The organism is Ascidiaceihabitans donghaensis (assembly GCF_900302465.1).
Taxonomy (GTDB): domain Bacteria; phylum Pseudomonadota; class Alphaproteobacteria; order Rhodobacterales; family Rhodobacteraceae; genus Ascidiaceihabitans; species Ascidiaceihabitans donghaensis.
The window spans coordinates 38097-52960 of record NZ_OMOR01000002.1 but is presented as its reverse complement, the minus strand read 5'-3'; the positions used below and the strand labels follow the sequence as shown (position 1 = coordinate 52960).

15 protein-coding genes are annotated in these 14864 nt (G+C 56.7%); 10 read left to right on the top strand and 5 right to left on the bottom strand.

Annotated features, from left to right (window positions below; genetic code table 11):
- Positions 1-5 precede the first annotated feature (5 nt).
- The 6 genes from ASD8599_RS18825 (at position 6) to ASD8599_RS18800 (ending at position 4428) form a co-directional block, all read left to right on the top strand.
- A complete protein-coding gene (locus tag ASD8599_RS18825; RefSeq protein ID WP_108830319.1) occupies positions 6-302 on the top strand; it encodes a hypothetical protein in 297 nt (98 codons plus the stop codon).
- A complete protein-coding gene (gene acsF / locus ASD8599_RS18820) occupies positions 299-1414 on the top strand; it encodes a magnesium-protoporphyrin IX monomethyl ester (oxidative) cyclase (RefSeq protein ID WP_108830318.1) in 1116 nt (371 codons plus the stop codon). The genes ASD8599_RS18825 and acsF overlap by 4 nt, the downstream gene beginning before the upstream one ends.
- The gene (gene puhE / locus ASD8599_RS18815; RefSeq protein ID WP_108830317.1) at positions 1414-2223 is read left to right on the top strand and encodes a putative photosynthetic complex assembly protein PuhE; all 810 of its coding nucleotides are present in this window, start codon (positions 1414-1416) and stop codon (positions 2221-2223) included. Before acsF ends, puhE begins: the two co-directional genes overlap by 1 nt.
- Complete coding sequence (gene hemA / locus ASD8599_RS18810; RefSeq protein WP_108830316.1) at positions 2213-3427, top strand: 5-aminolevulinate synthase; 1215 nt, start codon at positions 2213-2215, stop codon at positions 3425-3427. Before puhE ends, hemA begins: the two co-directional genes overlap by 11 nt.
- 84 nt (positions 3428-3511) lie before the next feature.
- Positions 3512-3970 (top strand): c-type cytochrome, encoded by a 459-nt coding sequence (locus tag ASD8599_RS18805; protein WP_108830315.1) that lies wholly within the window; start codon positions 3512-3514, stop codon positions 3968-3970.
- 80 nt (positions 3971-4050) lie between these two features.
- The gene (locus ASD8599_RS18800) at positions 4051-4428 is read left to right on the top strand and encodes a GFA family protein (protein ID WP_108830314.1); all 378 of its coding nucleotides are present in this window, start codon (positions 4051-4053) and stop codon (positions 4426-4428) included.
- 10 nt (positions 4429-4438) lie between these two features.
- Here ASD8599_RS18800 and ASD8599_RS18795 read toward each other — a convergent pair whose 3' ends face one another.
- Complete coding sequence (locus tag ASD8599_RS18795) at positions 4439-5122, bottom strand: hypothetical protein (RefSeq protein ID WP_108830313.1); 684 nt, start codon at positions 5120-5122, stop codon at positions 4439-4441.
- A 480-nt stretch (positions 5123-5602) separates the two neighbouring features.
- On the opposite strand from ASD8599_RS18795, the gene ASD8599_RS18790 reads away from it, so the two are divergent.
- Both ASD8599_RS18790 and ASD8599_RS18785 read left to right on the top strand, forming a co-directional pair.
- Entirely contained in the window at positions 5603-6907 is a 1305-nt protein-coding gene (locus ASD8599_RS18790; protein WP_108830312.1) for an AAA family ATPase, read from the top strand.
- On the top strand, positions 6904-7953 hold the full coding sequence (locus ASD8599_RS18785) for a ParB N-terminal domain-containing protein (protein WP_108830311.1): 1050 nt from the start codon (positions 6904-6906) through the stop codon (positions 7951-7953). The genes ASD8599_RS18790 and ASD8599_RS18785 overlap by 4 nt, the downstream gene beginning before the upstream one ends.
- Here ASD8599_RS18785 and bchO read toward each other — a convergent pair.
- Genes bchO through crtA form a run of 4 tightly spaced genes read right to left on the bottom strand, consistent with a single transcriptional unit; the run spans position 7938 to position 12187 of the window.
- Complete coding sequence (gene bchO / locus ASD8599_RS18780) at positions 7938-8810, bottom strand: alpha/beta fold hydrolase BchO (RefSeq protein WP_108830310.1); 873 nt, start codon at positions 8808-8810, stop codon at positions 7938-7940. The two genes, ASD8599_RS18785 and bchO, sit on opposite strands and share 16 nt — an antisense overlap.
- A 1-nt stretch (position 8811) precedes the next feature.
- Positions 8812-10479, bottom strand: a complete 1668-nt coding sequence (locus ASD8599_RS18775) for a magnesium chelatase subunit D (RefSeq protein ID WP_108830309.1) — start codon at positions 10477-10479, stop codon at positions 8812-8814.
- A complete protein-coding gene (gene bchI, locus ASD8599_RS18770; RefSeq protein ID WP_108830308.1) occupies positions 10476-11480 on the bottom strand; it encodes a magnesium chelatase ATPase subunit I in 1005 nt (334 codons plus the stop codon). The genes ASD8599_RS18775 and bchI overlap by 4 nt, the downstream gene beginning before the upstream one ends.
- On the bottom strand, positions 11477-12187 hold the full coding sequence (gene crtA / locus ASD8599_RS18765; protein WP_108830307.1) for a spheroidene monooxygenase: 711 nt from the start codon (positions 12185-12187) through the stop codon (positions 11477-11479). Before crtA ends, bchI begins: the two co-directional genes overlap by 4 nt.
- A gap of 95 nt (positions 12188-12282) precedes the next feature.
- On the opposite strand from crtA, the gene ASD8599_RS18760 reads away from it, so the two are divergent.
- Positions 12283-13830, top strand: a complete 1548-nt coding sequence (locus ASD8599_RS18760) for a phytoene desaturase (RefSeq protein WP_422664771.1) — start codon at positions 12283-12285, stop codon at positions 13828-13830.
- Positions 13827-14861 carry a 15-cis-phytoene synthase gene (gene crtB / locus ASD8599_RS18755; protein WP_108830305.1) on the top strand — a complete coding sequence of 345 codons (1035 nt, stop codon included), beginning with the start codon at positions 13827-13829 and terminating at the stop codon, positions 14859-14861. Before ASD8599_RS18760 ends, crtB begins: the two co-directional genes overlap by 4 nt.
- The last annotated feature ends 3 nt before the right edge of the window (positions 14862-14864 follow it).

Below are 14864 nucleotides of genomic sequence, written 5' to 3'. Positions count from 1 at the left end.
ACCTCATGGGACTACTGACAAAAGACATCGAACGTGCCCCCTGCACGGTTGAGATAAGCCACAAATTCGAAAGCCTGCACGCCCACGTTCGCTTCAACAACGGTGCCACCGTTTATCCCGGAGACGAAGTGCAAGTGCACGGGCCGGAAATCATGGCGCCTTTTGGCGAAATCGTATCCGAAGACCGCGAAGCCACAATTTACCGCGCGTCCAAGCTGGAACGCCTCTGGACCCGCCTGACCGGTGATTTTGAGGTCATGGAACTGTGCGAATTTTCCTTTTCCGATGAGGTGAAGCTATGAACATGCAGCCTAAACACACCTCTGACATCACCGACGCAGAAGAAAGCCTGAAACTGCAACAGGCCCAATCCGTCACCGACAGCGACAGTGCCACAGCGCTTGCCATGCAGAACACCCTGCTGACGCCGCGCTTTTACACCACTGATTTTGATGAATTGGACGCCATCGACGTGACGCCTGTGCGCGCCGAATGGGACCGTTTGATCGCACAGATGGTGTCAGACCCCAACAAAGGCCATTTCAAGAAAAACGCCGATTGGGACGAAGTCGATTGGGACGGGATGGAACCCGCGCTGAAGAAGGAATTCATCGACTTTCTGGTGTCCTCGTGTACCGCTGAATTCTCGGGTTGCGTGCTTTACAAAGAAATGAAGCGCCGCGGATCGAATTCCGACATCACGCAGCTGTTCCAGCTGATGGCCCGCGACGAGGCACGCCATGCCGGCTTCATTAACGATGCGCTGCGCGAGGCAGGCGTGTCCGTGAACCTAGGGTTCCTGACGCAAAAGAAGAAATACACCTACTTCCGCCCCAAATTCATCTATTACGCCACCTACCTGTCGGAAAAGATCGGGTACGCCCGCTACATTACGATTTTCCGCCACCTGCAGGCGCACCCCGAGCACCGCTTTCACCCGATTTTCAAATGGTTCGAGGAATGGTGCAACGACGAGTTTTCACACGGCGAGGCCTTCGCCTTGCTGATGAAAACCGACCCAAAGTTGACCAGCGGCATGAACGTCTGGTGGATCAAATTCTTCCTGACGGCCGTGTTCGCCACAATGTATGTGCGCGACCACCAGCGCCCTGTGTTCCACAAGGCGCTTGGCGTGGATCCCGATTGGTACGCCCATGAGGTCTATGTGAAAACCTCGGCCCTGACGCAGCAGATTTTCCCGATCACGCTGGACATCGACAACCCCCGCTGGCAGCGCGGCCTTGAGAAACTGCAAAAGGCGAACGCCGATCTGGCAGAAGCAGTGGAAAACAAGCAGTTCTTCCGCAAACTGGGCGCACAGGCGCGGGCCGGTATGGCCTTTGTGTCGCTGTTCACGATCCCCGTGAAAAAACACAAATGCCCTGATGCGGTGCTGATGGAGCCTGCCTACTAATGACACCCTGGATCGCCTCCATTATTGCCCTGTTTGTCTGGTGGTTCTCCACCGGGGCAATTTTGATGGCGGTCAAATACGCAGACCGCGCAGGGCAACGTGCGCGGACAACAACCGTGCTATGTGGCTTGCCGATGATCTTGGTTGGGGCTTACGGGTTCTGGTGGTCTTTGGACAATGAAACCATCTTCGGGGTCTATGTCGCCTTCCTGTCGGCGCTTGGAATTTGGGGCTGGATCGAATTGGCATTTCTGACAGGCACAATCACCGGCCCCAACACACATGCCTTGCCCCCGCACACACCGGAATGGGAACGCTTTATTCGTGCTTGGGGCACATTGGCCTACCACGAAATGTTGTTGATCACAGCTTTGATTGCGTTGTTTCTGGTGGGTACGGGGCACGAAAACGGCTTTGGCATGTGGACGTTCGCGGTGCTGTTCTTTGCGCGTGTGTCCGCAAAACTGAACCTGTTTCTGGGCGTGCCCCGCATCAATGTGGATTTTCTGCCCGACGCGCTGGCGCATCTGCCCAGTCACTTTCGGGATCGCCGCATGAACTGGCTGTTTCCCATATCCACGACCGCGCTGACCTTCGCCGCCGCCTGTTGGCTGGAACGGCTGATGGCGGTAGAAACACCGGGGCAGATCACCGGGTTTGCCTTGTTAAGTGCGCTTACCGCACTCGCACTTTTGGAACACTGGGTCATGGTTCTGCCCGTTCCGGACGAAAAACTATGGCGCTGGATGTTGCCCGCGCCCAAATCAACACAAAAAGAGACACTAAAGGGGGGACATCATGGACTTTGATGCACTTTTTCAGACGCAACTGGATGATCTGAAAGGCGAAGGCAATTACCGCATATTCGCTGAACTGGAACGGATGTCGGGGTCTTTCCCCAAGGCAAAATGCCACGACGAGGACGCGCCGGATCAGGTGACGGTCTGGTGTTCCAACGACTACCTCGGGATGGGCCAACACCCCGCCGTCAGCAAGGCGATGGTGGATGCGGTGCAGGCCTATGGCACGGGCGCGGGTGGGACGCGCAATATCTCTGGCACCAACCACGCGCACAAGGAATTGGAAAAAGAGCTGGCCGATTTGCACAACAAAGAAGCGGCCCTATTGTTCACCTCCGGCTATGTGTCGAACTGGGCGGCTTTGTCCACGCTTGGCTCGCGCCTGCCCAATGCGGTGATCCTGTCGGACGAGTTGAACCACGCCTCTATGATCGAAGGCATTCGCCACGCCAAATGCCCCAAGGTGATCTGGAAGCATAATGACCCGCAAGACCTTGACCGCAAACTGGCGGCCCTGCCCGCCAACGCGACCAAAATCGTAGCCTTTGAATCGGTCTATTCCATGGACGGTGACATCGCGCCGATCCGCGAAATCGTCGAAGTTTGCGAAAAGCACGGCGCGCTCAGCTACATCGATGAGGTGCACGCGGTTGGCATGTACGGCCCACGTGGCGGCGGTGTGGCCGAACGCGAAGGGTTGATGGACCGGATTACCCTGATCGAGGGCACGCTTGGCAAGGCCTTTGGCGTCATGGGCGGCTATATCACCGGGTCCGAGGCGATGTGCGATTTCATCCGGTCTTTCGCGTCGGGTTTCATCTTTACCACCGCCCTGCCCCCCGCCGTGGCGGCTGCGGCGCAAGTGTCGATCCAGCATCTCAAAGCCAGCAACTCAGAGCGCGACCTGCAAAAACAAAAGGTCGCCTACCTGCGTAAACGGCTGGATCAGGAAGGCATTCCGCATCTGGACAACCCCAGCCACATTATCCCCGTGATGATCGGGGATCCGGTGAAAACGCGGATGCTGGCGGATTATCTGATGCAGACCTACGGGATCTACGTGCAACCCATCAACTATCCCACAGTGCCCAAAGGCACCGAACGGTTGCGGTTCACCCCGTCGCCGCTGCACAGCACCGATGACATCGAACATCTGGTGATGGCATTGAAAGAGCTTTGGAAACAATGCGCAATTTCACATGCTGTGGCATAAAACCGCGTAAAATCGCGGCGATGTGACTGTTGACTCTGGTGATGATGCGCTAAGTAATAAGGCAATCATCACTGGAGAAAAAATATGTTCCGTACATTCGCAACCTTGGCTGTCCTCAGCTTGGCAGCCCCCGCATTCGCAGATGGTCATTCAACAGGTGACGCCGAAGCTGGTGAAAAGGCATTCAAAAAATGTAAAGCCTGCCACATGATCGCAGATGGTGACAACGTGATCTACAAAGGTGGCAAATCCGGCCCGAACTTGTATGGCATCATCGGTCGTCAGGCGGGTGCATTGGACGGTTATAAATTCAAAGACAGCATCATCGCAGCAGGCGAAGCCGGACTTGTCTGGGACGAGGCCAATCTGGCGGAATACGTCGCCGACCCCAAGAAATTCCTGCAAACATACTTGGATGACAAAAAAGCCAAATCCGGCATGTCCTTTCGCTTGAAAAAAGGCGGTGACGACGTCGCGGCCTACCTCAAATCCGTGGGCCCTGCGATGGAAGAGGCCGAAGAAGAGACAAGCTCCGACAGCTAAGTCGCTTGGATATTTTAAGAAGGCCGCTGTGGGAACGCAGCGGCTTTTTTTGTCTCTAATCCGTGAATGGGAAATACAATATGACGTTTGTTCAAGGTGGATGCCTTTGCGGTGACGTGCGCGTCACGGCCCATGGCCGACCAAAGCGCGTGGGCCTGTGTCACTGTCTCAATTGCCGCAAACATCATGGGGCCGTGTTTTATGCCGCAGCTATTTTCCCGACATCTGCGGTGTCTGTCGCAGGAACACCCCACGCGTATGAAGGACGGCATTTCTGCGTGCGGTGCGGTTCATCCGTGTATGCCCAAACGGGGGATGAAATAGAAATTCACCTTGGCGCACTTGATGACCCGAACCAATTTACGCCAACCTATCAATTGTGGACAAAACGGCGCGAACACTGGCTGCCTGATCTGGACGGCCTAACCTCTTATGGCGAAAACCGCACAGGCGATTGATATCATGCCGTCATGTAACGATGCGAATTTCCGTTACATCGCTGTCAACGTCCCTACAGACCCGCAAAAGCCGCGCCTCCAGATGGCTTTGCACATAGGCGGCATGAAAGCGCGACGGAGCCTTGATCGTCAGCACCCCCCCTACCCGACCGGCCCGGTCCAAACCGCTGATCCAAGACGCATAAAGCCCTGCATCCTGCGTATGCATCAACCCCTTGGCCAAAGCCCATTCCGTGCCATCAGACACGTCAGGCGCCACAACAGTGCCTTTCACAGGCATCGGCACAACGGTGGTGTCCACCGCGTCCTGTGCCCCCATGCGCAGGGCAAAGTCCGGCCCGACAGCGTCCCATTGGGGCTGCGTGTCTGCGATGATCCTGTCCCAATCAACACCGTATCGCGTGACCCGTCCCCGCGCCCCTTGCAGGTGCACAACAAGCCATCCGCGCGTGCGCAAATACGCCATCTCGCGTTTTACAGTGCGTTCGTCGACGCACCACATGCGGGCGATTTCACGGCCCCCCACGCTAAGTTCATCACGCGCCCAATTGTAGCGCGCAGTTATTAAAGTCATTAGTCTTAGAACACGGCGCTGATCATGCTTGCCTTGCGATAGGGCATAGGCCCCCAATGCTGTCAGAAGATCGTATTTGCGCGCCTGTGCTCCACGTCCCACCGGTTTCGTGGAAAGCATGGCTGCCCTCATATGTTACCATCACGTTTGTGCGGATGGTGCCTCATTATGGCCTGTTGCGGCTCATTCATGCAGCTTGTCGCCGCTTTTCGTCTCTGTGTCCTGATTTGCGTCCTTTTGTACGATTCTGTCAAGACGCATGTGGATAACTTGATCCGCCTAAACCAATTTTAGAAAGAAAATTAGGTAAGTTAGGTATAGGGTGACAGCCTGTGTGTCCCCTATTTGGTTCGTTGTGTCCCCCATTCCCTAGCGGATGGTCAAAAACTGTCCCCTAGGTTTTGGGCGATGTCGGTTATGTCATGATGCGATGTTCCGAATCATTCCAAGCGCTGATACGCCCATATCTGCTTGGAGAAAGGGCACCCTGCGAAAACCATATTCCCTTTTGCTTTTTTCTCCAAATCAGCGTAAATCATGGAAAACACAAAAATAGCGTCCCCACGGGGACAGCATATAGACACCAGCGACAGGCATACCATGTTCACACACGCAGATCTCGCCCAGTTACAGGCCCAATCCTTGAAAATGCAGGGCTTTATCCGGCAGCAGACGTTTTCACCCCAGAATGAAAAATCACTGCGGCGGTTTTCAAGCTGGGAGGTGGCAGAGCTGATCTTTGAGGTGAACCAATCCACCATGCGCGGGCGCTTGGCCGCTGACCCCACCCTACCTCAAGGCACGGTGGAAGAAGACGGACGGCAACGCTGGTACAGCCTTGAGGAAATCAACGAATTGCGCCGCCGTTTGAAGGTGAACCGCAAGTCGCTGATGCCCAAACGCCCCGCTGGCAAACGGGCAATGCGGGCGGCCATTGCCAATTTTAAAGGGGGCGCAGGCAAGTCCACCGTGGCGTTGCACTTTGCCCATGCCGCAGCCCTTGATGGCTACCGCGTGCTGTGCGTCGACTTTGATCCGCAGGCAACACTCAGCCACTCCATGGGACTCACCGATGTCGCCGAGGAATACACCGTCTGGGGCATCATGGCGCGGGATTTGGCCGCAGAAACCAAACGCATGAATTCGGCGGCACAAGGCGCCGAAAGTGGCGCCGCCCTGCCCCAACGGCGTTTGCCCCAATCCATCGCCGATATGGGGTTGGAAGGGTTGCGGGCCGCTGATTTCATCAAGCCGACGAACTGGCCGACCATCGACATCGTGCCCAGCTGCGCCAATGCCGCTTTTGTCGAGTTTGCGTCCGCCCAATACCGCCACATGAACCCCGAATGGTCTTTCTTCGCAGCGGTGTCGCGGTTCCTTGATCAGCTGCCGGCGGATGCCTACGACGTGATCTTGTTCGATTGCCCCCCTGCGATCGGGTACCAATCAATGAACGCGGTGTTCGCCGCCGACATGCTTTATATCCCGTCCGGCCCCGGTTATTGGGAATACGATTCAACGACATCTTTTATCGGGCAATTGTCCGAAGCGCTTGAAGACTTGTCGCGCTTTCAGGGTCTTGTCCCCGCGGGGACAATGAACTTGCCCAAGGCCTTTCTTGATCTGCGTTTCCTGATCACACGGTTTGAGCCGAACAACGAATTGCACCGCGCAATGCAGTCTGCCTTTGGCAAAGTGTTCGGGGATAGATTGACGGAACACCCCATTGAAATGACGCGTGCCGTTGAACAATCGGGGCGGTTTTTGTCGTCAATCTATGAAATCGACTACCGCGATATGACGCGCGAAACATGGCGACGTGCACGGGCGTCGTTTGATCAGGCTTATGCGGAATTCCGCACCAATCTGACAGATGCCTGGGACAAACTGGAGGACGAGACATGAGCAAGCGCCGCGTATTTGACATCGACTTTGAAGCAGAGCCCACACCGGCAATATCCACCGTGGGCGAAACCCGGCGCGGGCCTATGGCCTCTGCCATTTCCGAAAACGCCGCAGCGCTGACAGAACGCCAATCCGCCGAGGCTGACATTCGCGCGGAAAACGATCGTCTTGCCCATGAATATGTCGCGTTGAAAAAAGACGGTGCCATCGTGGCGCGGGTCGCGTTGACAGATATTCACACCACCAAGTTGATCCGTGACCGCGCCGCGTCACGCGACCCTGAACTGGCTGAATTGAAGGCGTCCATTCAAGCTGTTGGTCTGTCCAACCCGATCCACGTGGAAGACATCGGCGGCGGGTACGAATTGATCCAAGGCTTTCGCCGTTTGTCGGCCTATCAGGAATTGTATCAAGATACGCGCGATCCGATGTACGCGCAGATCCCGGCGACCTTGCAGGCCAGCGGTGTGCAACTGGACCATCTGTATCGCCGTATGGTGGATGAAAACCTTGTGCGGCGCGACATCTCATTTGCTGAAATGGCGCAGTTGGCATTGTCGTATTCAAAGCGTTCAGACACGACAGCCGCCCGTGATGCTGTGGATATTCTGTTCGCCTCGGCAGGCCGGCAAAAGCGCAGCTACATTCGCCACTTTGCCCATCTGCTGCAAGTCCTAGGCCGTGACCTGATGCATGCCGAAGCCATTCCGCGCGCCTTGGGTTTGAAGGTGGTGAAAGCAATTGAAAGCAATCCTAAACTGGTCACACAGATCGCCGCCGTTCTAAGGGCGCATCCTAAACGTGATGCCTCTGAGGAATTGGGCATTCTGTCCGCAAGTCTCGCTGGCCCGAAACGCGCGGCGGCACCTGTTTCCGCGAAGTCCAGTGCGAAGACGACGCTTAAGTTGAACCGCCCTGAAGGACAGGCACGGTGCACCGCGACAGACGGACGTTTCGAAGTCCAGTTGGATCGAAATTTCGGTGCAATAGATCAACGCAAACTTGAGGCTGCGGTGCGCAGTTTTTTGGATCAACTGGCGGACTGATCAACAAAGTCAATTATGGCTCTAAACACCAGATTAGGGTCTTCTTCGTGTGCTAAGTGGCCCAACCCTTCAAGAACCATTGACCGTGCGTAGGGTAAGGCATGGGCCGCGTTTGCGGATACCGTCGCAGGAACCGTCTTGTCTTGCGCGCCAGCCAACAGCAGTGTCTGGGTGCTGATTGAGTGTAGCCGGCCCAACAGTGCGTCCAAAGACCATTGAGACATCATCAACAGCGCCCCATCCACATGGTCACGGTCAGAAATCAATCGTGTGTATAAATCGATCTGATCGGGGGCAAGGCTTGACCCTGTTCCGCCGATTAGGGACTGAACCCGCGTTTGTTTGCCTGCCAGTTCGGAGAATATTTTTGCGGTGAACGGAAGGGCGGCAAGCGCTTTTGCCATCGCGGGAAAAAGTACACCTGCGATGCCTTCGAATGTGCTTAGGGCCGCGTTTATGCCGACGACTTTGGGAATGTGTCCCCGCGGGGACAAAATGGCGTCGCACATTTCAAGTGCAAGGGCGCAGCCAGCTGAATGGCCAATGATGACGTCGGGCTTCCACCCTTGTTCTTGGCACAGGGCTGATATGTCTTCGGCCATGGGTGAAAGGCCGCTTCGGTGCCGTGCGCCAAGCTGCGTAAAGCCATGCCCGGGCAGATCGATTGCCACGACAGTGAAGTGGTCAGCCAAAAGTGGCATAAGCCATGCGAAACTGTGTGTGCTGCCCCCTGCCCCGTGCAAAAGCAAAGCGACCGGCCCCTGCCCCATTTGTTGTACGTGCCATCGGTGCGGTGCGTTAAAGATGCGCCGTGACGTCCCGCTATTCGGCCAGTCCGTGGGCACAGGCCACTTCATATCAAACCTCTGCCAAGGATGCGTTGACAGCGGCGCTTAGCCGTTCGGCATTGGCGCGTGGCAAGGCGATGTATGATCCGTCAAGGGCCGCTGACAGATGTTTAAGCTGTGGTTCGGGCCGGTTGCTCATGTCGATGACCAATGCAGGTATCCCGTTTGTGCGAATGACCCCTGCACAGGCGAGGGCATCATCTGCGGCTTGCGCCCGTCCCGCCGTGCCGTCCAGCCCTACATTGGCGCGACCATCTGTGATCAGGACAATTGTGGGGGTCAGGCCCTTGGCGCGTCCGGCCTGAGCCATCAAAGCCGCTTCCTGCAATCCGTTTGCCAAAGGCGTGCCTCCTCCGCCGGGTAGGGCGGCCAGCCGTTTCTTTGTTTGCACAAGTGACTTGGTGGGGGGCAGCAACACGTCTGCGCTTGTGCCTTTGAAGGCAATCAACGCTACATGGTCGCGTGTGGCGTATGCCTGTGCCAGCAACAGTTCAATCGCGCCTTTTGCTTCGCCCAGACGTGAGACAGCTGTGGAGCCCGAGGCGTCTACCGCAAAGACCAAAAGCCTGTCAGAACGTTCCTGATAGCGTTTGACCCGGATGTCTGATGGCCTGATATGCAAGCCGTCCGCATCGGGGCGTTGCTTTGCCCGCACTGACTGCCAAGGTGCCGCTGCGCGAAGCGTTGCGACCAGATCGATGCGGTGTGTGCCATCCAGTTTGCCGGGTTGCGAGGGCAGGGGGCGACCACGCCGGTTCGAAGCCCGCTTCAATCCTGCGCCTGATCCTGCCGCTTTGCGCGTTGTCCCCACGGGGACAAGTGCTGCCAAAACATCTGCAGGCAGAACGGCTTTTACCGCGTCGACCAACATGTCGCCGTCAGGCAGGACGTCATGATTGGCGTTCCCATCATCGGCGCCGTCAGGTTCTGTCTGGGGTTGGGTGTCTTGGACGGTTTCTTCTTCTGGCGGGACAGGCAAATGAAGGGCGCGTGGGGCAAGCACCAAGGCTACGCTTGCGTCCAGGTCCGTTTGCTCAACGGAACGTCTACCATGCAGCGCCGCGTGGGCGCGGGCTGCTTTGATGGCCAACTGGGGGGCGCGTAAGCTTGTGATACCCAGCTGATACGCAAGAGCGGTCAGCGCTTCGATCTGGTCGCCGGTCGAGGTTACATTTGCAACGAGACCCTGCGGCGTCCCCGCGGGGACATGTGGCGCTGCACTTGGTATGCGGTCGTCGAACGCCACATGAAATGCCAGCCGGTCAGATAGGGCAGGGGGGCAGCCTTCATCGGCGTCTGCCCCTTCGTCGAGTGCGAGAATGCAGTGGTGGGTGTGTTTGTCCAAGGTCAAAGCCAGCTTTGCGGCCAATGCAGGGCTGCAACGCTCTGCCATGGTCAGCAATAGGGCGCAGGGCGCTGACATTATGCCATTTGTTTCAATGACTTGGCCGGTTGCCAGCGTGGCCGCGATGTCAATTCCGCCAAAAAGCTGTTCGTCCGAAATATTTGGATGAATTTTGCGGAGCGGCAATGGGATGTCCGCCAGACCCTGCACTACGGTGTCCCGGGCAGGGCCGGCGCGCATGCGGATTACAGCGCCACCCAACCCGACAGGGTCCACGGCCAACAGCGCCATTGCCAGCTGGGCGCGATGCCAATTGGCGGCGGCGTCTTTCATGCCAGAACGGTGTCGAGGGTGCGCACGACACGGGTGGCAGAGCCTGCATCATCCAAAGGATCGCGCCGCAAACGGTGGGGCAATGCGATGGGGGCCACTGTGCGCAAATGGTCGCGGGTGATTGTGTCATGCCCTTTATAGGCAGCCAAGGCGCGGGCGCTGCGCAACAAAGTCAATTCGCCCCGCAAGCCATCAGACCCAAGTGCGATGCAAAGCGCTGCGCAATCATTCAGGATGTCATCCTCTTGCGTCACAGTCGGCAACAGGGCTTTGGCCTTAACGATGGCCTTGCGGATTTTTGCATCTTGTTTGATGTAGGTTTTCAGAAATGCATCTGTGTCACGTTCAAAGGCATCGCGCCGTTTGATGACTTCAACGCGTTCCTTGACGTCCTGCGGTGAGCGGACTTCGACGGAAAGGCCAAAACGGTCAAGCAATTGGGGTCGTAATTCGCCTTCTTCCGGGTTGCCCGATCCCACCAGTACAAAGCGGGCAGGGTGGCGAATGGAAAGGCCTTCGCGCTCAACCACATTTTCGCCAGACTGCGCCACGTCCAGCAGAAGGTCTACGATGTGATCTTCCAACAGGTTTACTTCGTCGATATACAAATACCCACGGTTGGCCCGGGCCAGCAATCCGGGTTCAAAGGCCTTTTCCCCACGTGTTAATGCGCGTTCAATATCCAAGGCCCCCACAACCCGATCTTCGGAGGCCCCCAAGGGCAGATCAACAACGGGCGTCGGGCGTGAATGTGTCTCTGTTGTGCTGTTTTGGGACCATTCGGGGCATTCGTCTGCCGTCTCTGCGTTGATGGGGCAATCTTTGATGGCTGTGATGGGTGGCAACAGGGCGGCCAATGCGCGTACGGCTGTAGATTTTCCAGTTCCGCGATCCCCGAACACCAAAACGCCGCCTATTCCGGGATCGATTGCGGTCAGGATCATCGCTTGTTTCATGTCGGACTGGCCCACAATGGCCGAGAAAGGAAAGGGGGTCTTCATGCGGGTCTCTCTGTTTGGGTAAGGGGGCTGGAACCGCCCCACGTTCCGCGATCACCGACGATTGTGAAGCGGGCGTAAAGTTCTTCCTTGAACCAATTTTCGTCTCTAACACTGCGAATTGCGCGTGCATGAGGCCCGTCGCGGCGTGCAAATTCCGCCATGCTGTGGGCATCGGGCCAGACCGAAAAGGTGATCTGGTTCAGTAGGGGTGCTTCGCCGATGCCGATCTTGAACATGACTTTGGGATCATCGCTAATGACAGCGCTGATGTTGGGCACCCGCCCCCAAAAGCGCAGTATATTGCGTGTTTTGATTGTGGCGCGCGTCAAAACGGCCAAAGGTGCGGTTTGTGGCGTGTCGCTGGCCGTGAAGGGCGCGATTCCCGCCCATTGGCCGCGCACAGAGGTGGTGTTCAAAAACACCGACCAGGATTCGCTGGCATGTGCGACGTAGCGTGCAAAAATCCCTGCGGTTTTGGTTTGGTGTCGGGCTGTTTCCGCGTCCGGCCACGTGGCAAGTATTGCAAAAACCCTGGGGTTGGGGACGATATCAAAGCCTTCCCCCGCACCGGATCCGCAGAGTTTCCAGAACCCGATTCCTTCGACACGCGGCAGCATCATGCGCGCCGCCACCATCATGGACATGGCCCAAAGCCTGTCTTGCCACCGGTCAAAGCGGAAAAAGGATATGCTGATCGTCTGGGTCATTCTTGCACTGTCGTTTGGCATATTTTGCGTAAAGCTAGGGTACGGCTCAGGAAAGAATTGTCAACTAAACTAGACACATGTAACGTCTGGATATGATGACACGTGTTGATCCTCTCGATTCCTTCACCGCAGATGCCAGCGGTGACCGCCGCCCCAAAGCCGTTGTGATTGGCGCGGGGCTTGGTGGTTTGGCCGCAGCGATGCGCCTTGGGGCCAAGGGGTATGCCGTCACGGTTATCGACAAGCTTGACGTGCCTGGCGGGCGGGGCAGTGCTATTTGGCAAGATGGGCACCGCTTTGATCTGGGGCCGACCATTGTGACCGTGCCGCAGTTGTACCGCGATCTATGGGCGGTGTGCGGGCGTGATTTTGATGATGATATGACGCTGAAAGCGCTTGATCCGTTCTATGAAATTCGCTGGCCCGATGGCACCAAGTTTGTGGCCCAGCAAGACACCGACAAGTTGCGGGCCGAAGTTGCGAAAATCTCGCCCGACGACGTGGCCGGCTTTGACAAATTCCTGAACGACAGCGCCAAGCGCTATTGGTTCGGTTTTGAGGATCTGGGCCGCCGGTCCATGCACAAACTGTGGGATCTGGTCAAAGTGCTGCCCACGTTTGGCATGCTACGCGCCGACCGATCCGTGTATGCCCATGCCGCCAAGCGCTTTAAAAATGAAAAGCTGCGCATGGCCTTCAGTTTTCATCCACTGTTTATCGGCGGTGATCCTGTTCATGTAACTTCGATGTATATTCTTGTGAGCTATCTCGAAAAGGAATTCGGTGTGCATTACGCCATGGGTGGCATCGCCGAGATGGCCCGCAAAATGGCAAATGTGATCGAGGACCAGGGCGGTGCGCTGTTGATGGACACCGAAGTGGATCGCATTTTGGTCAATGACGGCAAGGCGCAGGGTGTGCGGTTGACATCCGGCTTGGATATGGCGGCTGATGTGGTCGTGTCCAATGCCGATGCAGGCCATACCTATGATCGCCTGATGGCCGATGTCCCGAAGCGACGCTGGACCCCCGCCAAGCTGAAGAAGACCCGCTATTCGATGTCTTTGTTTGTTTGGTATTTTGGCACCAAAGGCACCCGCGACATGTGGGGCGATGTGGGCCACCACACCATTTTGAATGCACCGCGTTACACCGAATTGCTCGACGACATTTTCATGAAGGGTAAATTGGCCGACGACATGAGCCTTTATGTCCATCGCCCTTCGGTCACGGATCCGTCTGTGGCACCCGATGGCGACGATTCGTTTTATGTCCTTAGCCCTGTGCCGCATTTGGGCCATGGTGGCGTGGATTGGAAAACCGAAGAACCCAAGTACAAAGCGAAGATGTTGCAGGTGCTTGAGGATCAGTTGTTGCCGGGATTGGCGGATAAGATCAGCACCGAAGTTGTCTTTACGCCGGAAACCTTCCGCGACCGCTACCTTAGCCCTCATGGTGCGGGTTTTTCGATTGAGCCACGCATCCTGCAAAGCGCATGGTTCCGCCCCCACAACGTGTCTGAAGAAGCCAAAGGTCTGTATTTGGTCGGTGCGGGCACGCATCCCGGTGCGGGCGTGCCTGGGGTGATTTCGACAGCTGAAGTTCTGGGCAAATTGGTGCCGGATGCGGAGACAGTGAAATGATAAGACCTGACGATCTTGAACAGTGTCGTGATGCAATTCGCCATGGGTCTTTGTCTTTTCATGCCGCGTCACATTTGTTGCCCAAAAAGGTCCGTGATCCTGCCTTGGCGCTTTACGCGTTTTGCCGTTTGGCCGATGACGAAGTTGATTTGAAAACGGATAAGGTGCGTTCTGTTTTGCGTTTGCGTGATCGGTTGGATCGCGTCTACGAAGGACGGCCGGAAAACGCGGCCCCTGACCGCGCCTTTGCGGCTGTGGTTGCCGATTTTGACATGCCTCGGGCCTTGCCTGACGCTTTATTGGAAGGATTGGCATGGGATGCGGAAGCACGCAGGTACAAGACCCTAAGCGGCACAATAGACTACAGTGCGCGCGTGGCGTCGGCTGTTGGTGCGATGATGTGTGTGCTGATGGGGGTCCGCGACGCTGACGCTTTGGCGCGGGCGTGTGATTTGGGTGTGGCGATGCAATTGACGAACATTGCGCGCGACGTGGGCGAAGATGCGCTGGAAGGGCGTTTGTACCTGCCAACCGATTGGTTTGCAGAGGCTGGCGTGGATGTGGGTGCCTTCATGGCCGATCCGCACGCGACGAAAGATATTCGCGCCATGGTGAAGCGGTTGGTGATGGAAGCGAACCGCTTGTACTATAGATCCGAAGCGGGTTTGGGGGCATTGCCAGTGGGCTGTCGCCCGGGAATTTACGCGGCCCGGTTCATCTATGCGGGAATCGCAGGCAAACTGACGCGCATGGATTACGATTCGATCACGGCGCGGGCCCGCACCTCAAAAGCCCAAAAGCTGGGGTGGTTGGCCCAATCTGTTGGTCGCAGCGGATTAAGCATGGTGATGCCGCGATCTGCGGTGCTGTATGCCAACCCCGTGCCAGAGGTGCAGTTTCTGGTCGATGCCACAAGCGATCCACGCGAAAGACCGCGCAGTGACAAGCTGTTCGACGTGCTTGCCGCACTGGAACATCACAGCCGCGCGGAACGCGGTGGGTTGAACCAGACACCTGCGTCGCTTAGTTAGCTT

Bases quoted from the DNA above. Each gene is read 5' to 3' on its own strand.
- bchI (WP_108830308.1), bottom strand. From the start codon at position 11,480: ATGAAGACCCCCTTTCCTTTCTCGGCCATTGTGGGCCAGTCCGACATG.
- crtB (WP_108830305.1), top strand. From the start codon at position 13,827: ATGATAAGACCTGACGATCTTGAACAGTGTCGTGATGCAATTCGCCAT.
- ASD8599_RS18775 (WP_108830309.1), bottom strand. From the start codon at position 10,479: ATGAAAGACGCCGCCGCCAATTGGCATCGCGCCCAGCTGGCAATGGCG.
- ASD8599_RS18790 (WP_108830312.1), top strand. From the start codon at position 5,603: ATGTTCACACACGCAGATCTCGCCCAGTTACAGGCCCAATCCTTGAAA.
- ASD8599_RS18825 (WP_108830319.1), top strand. From the start codon at position 6: ATGGGACTACTGACAAAAGACATCGAACGTGCCCCCTGCACGGTTGAG.
- ASD8599_RS18795 (WP_108830313.1), bottom strand. From the start codon at position 5,122: ATGCTTTCCACGAAACCGGTGGGACGTGGAGCACAGGCGCGCAAATAC.
- crtA (WP_108830307.1), bottom strand. From the start codon at position 12,187: ATGACCCAGACGATCAGCATATCCTTTTTCCGCTTTGACCGGTGGCAA.
- puhE (WP_108830317.1), top strand. From the start codon at position 1,414: ATGACACCCTGGATCGCCTCCATTATTGCCCTGTTTGTCTGGTGGTTC.
- bchO (WP_108830310.1), bottom strand. From the start codon at position 8,810: ATGAAGTGGCCTGTGCCCACGGACTGGCCGAATAGCGGGACGTCACGG.
- acsF (WP_108830318.1), top strand. From the start codon at position 299: ATGAACATGCAGCCTAAACACACCTCTGACATCACCGACGCAGAAGAA.
- ASD8599_RS18760 (WP_422664771.1), top strand. From the start codon at position 12,283: ATGACACGTGTTGATCCTCTCGATTCCTTCACCGCAGATGCCAGCGGT.
- ASD8599_RS18800 (WP_108830314.1), top strand. From the start codon at position 4,051: ATGACGTTTGTTCAAGGTGGATGCCTTTGCGGTGACGTGCGCGTCACG.
- ASD8599_RS18805 (WP_108830315.1), top strand. From the start codon at position 3,512: ATGTTCCGTACATTCGCAACCTTGGCTGTCCTCAGCTTGGCAGCCCCC.
- hemA (WP_108830316.1), top strand. From the start codon at position 2,213: ATGGACTTTGATGCACTTTTTCAGACGCAACTGGATGATCTGAAAGGC.
- ASD8599_RS18785 (WP_108830311.1), top strand. From the start codon at position 6,904: ATGAGCAAGCGCCGCGTATTTGACATCGACTTTGAAGCAGAGCCCACA.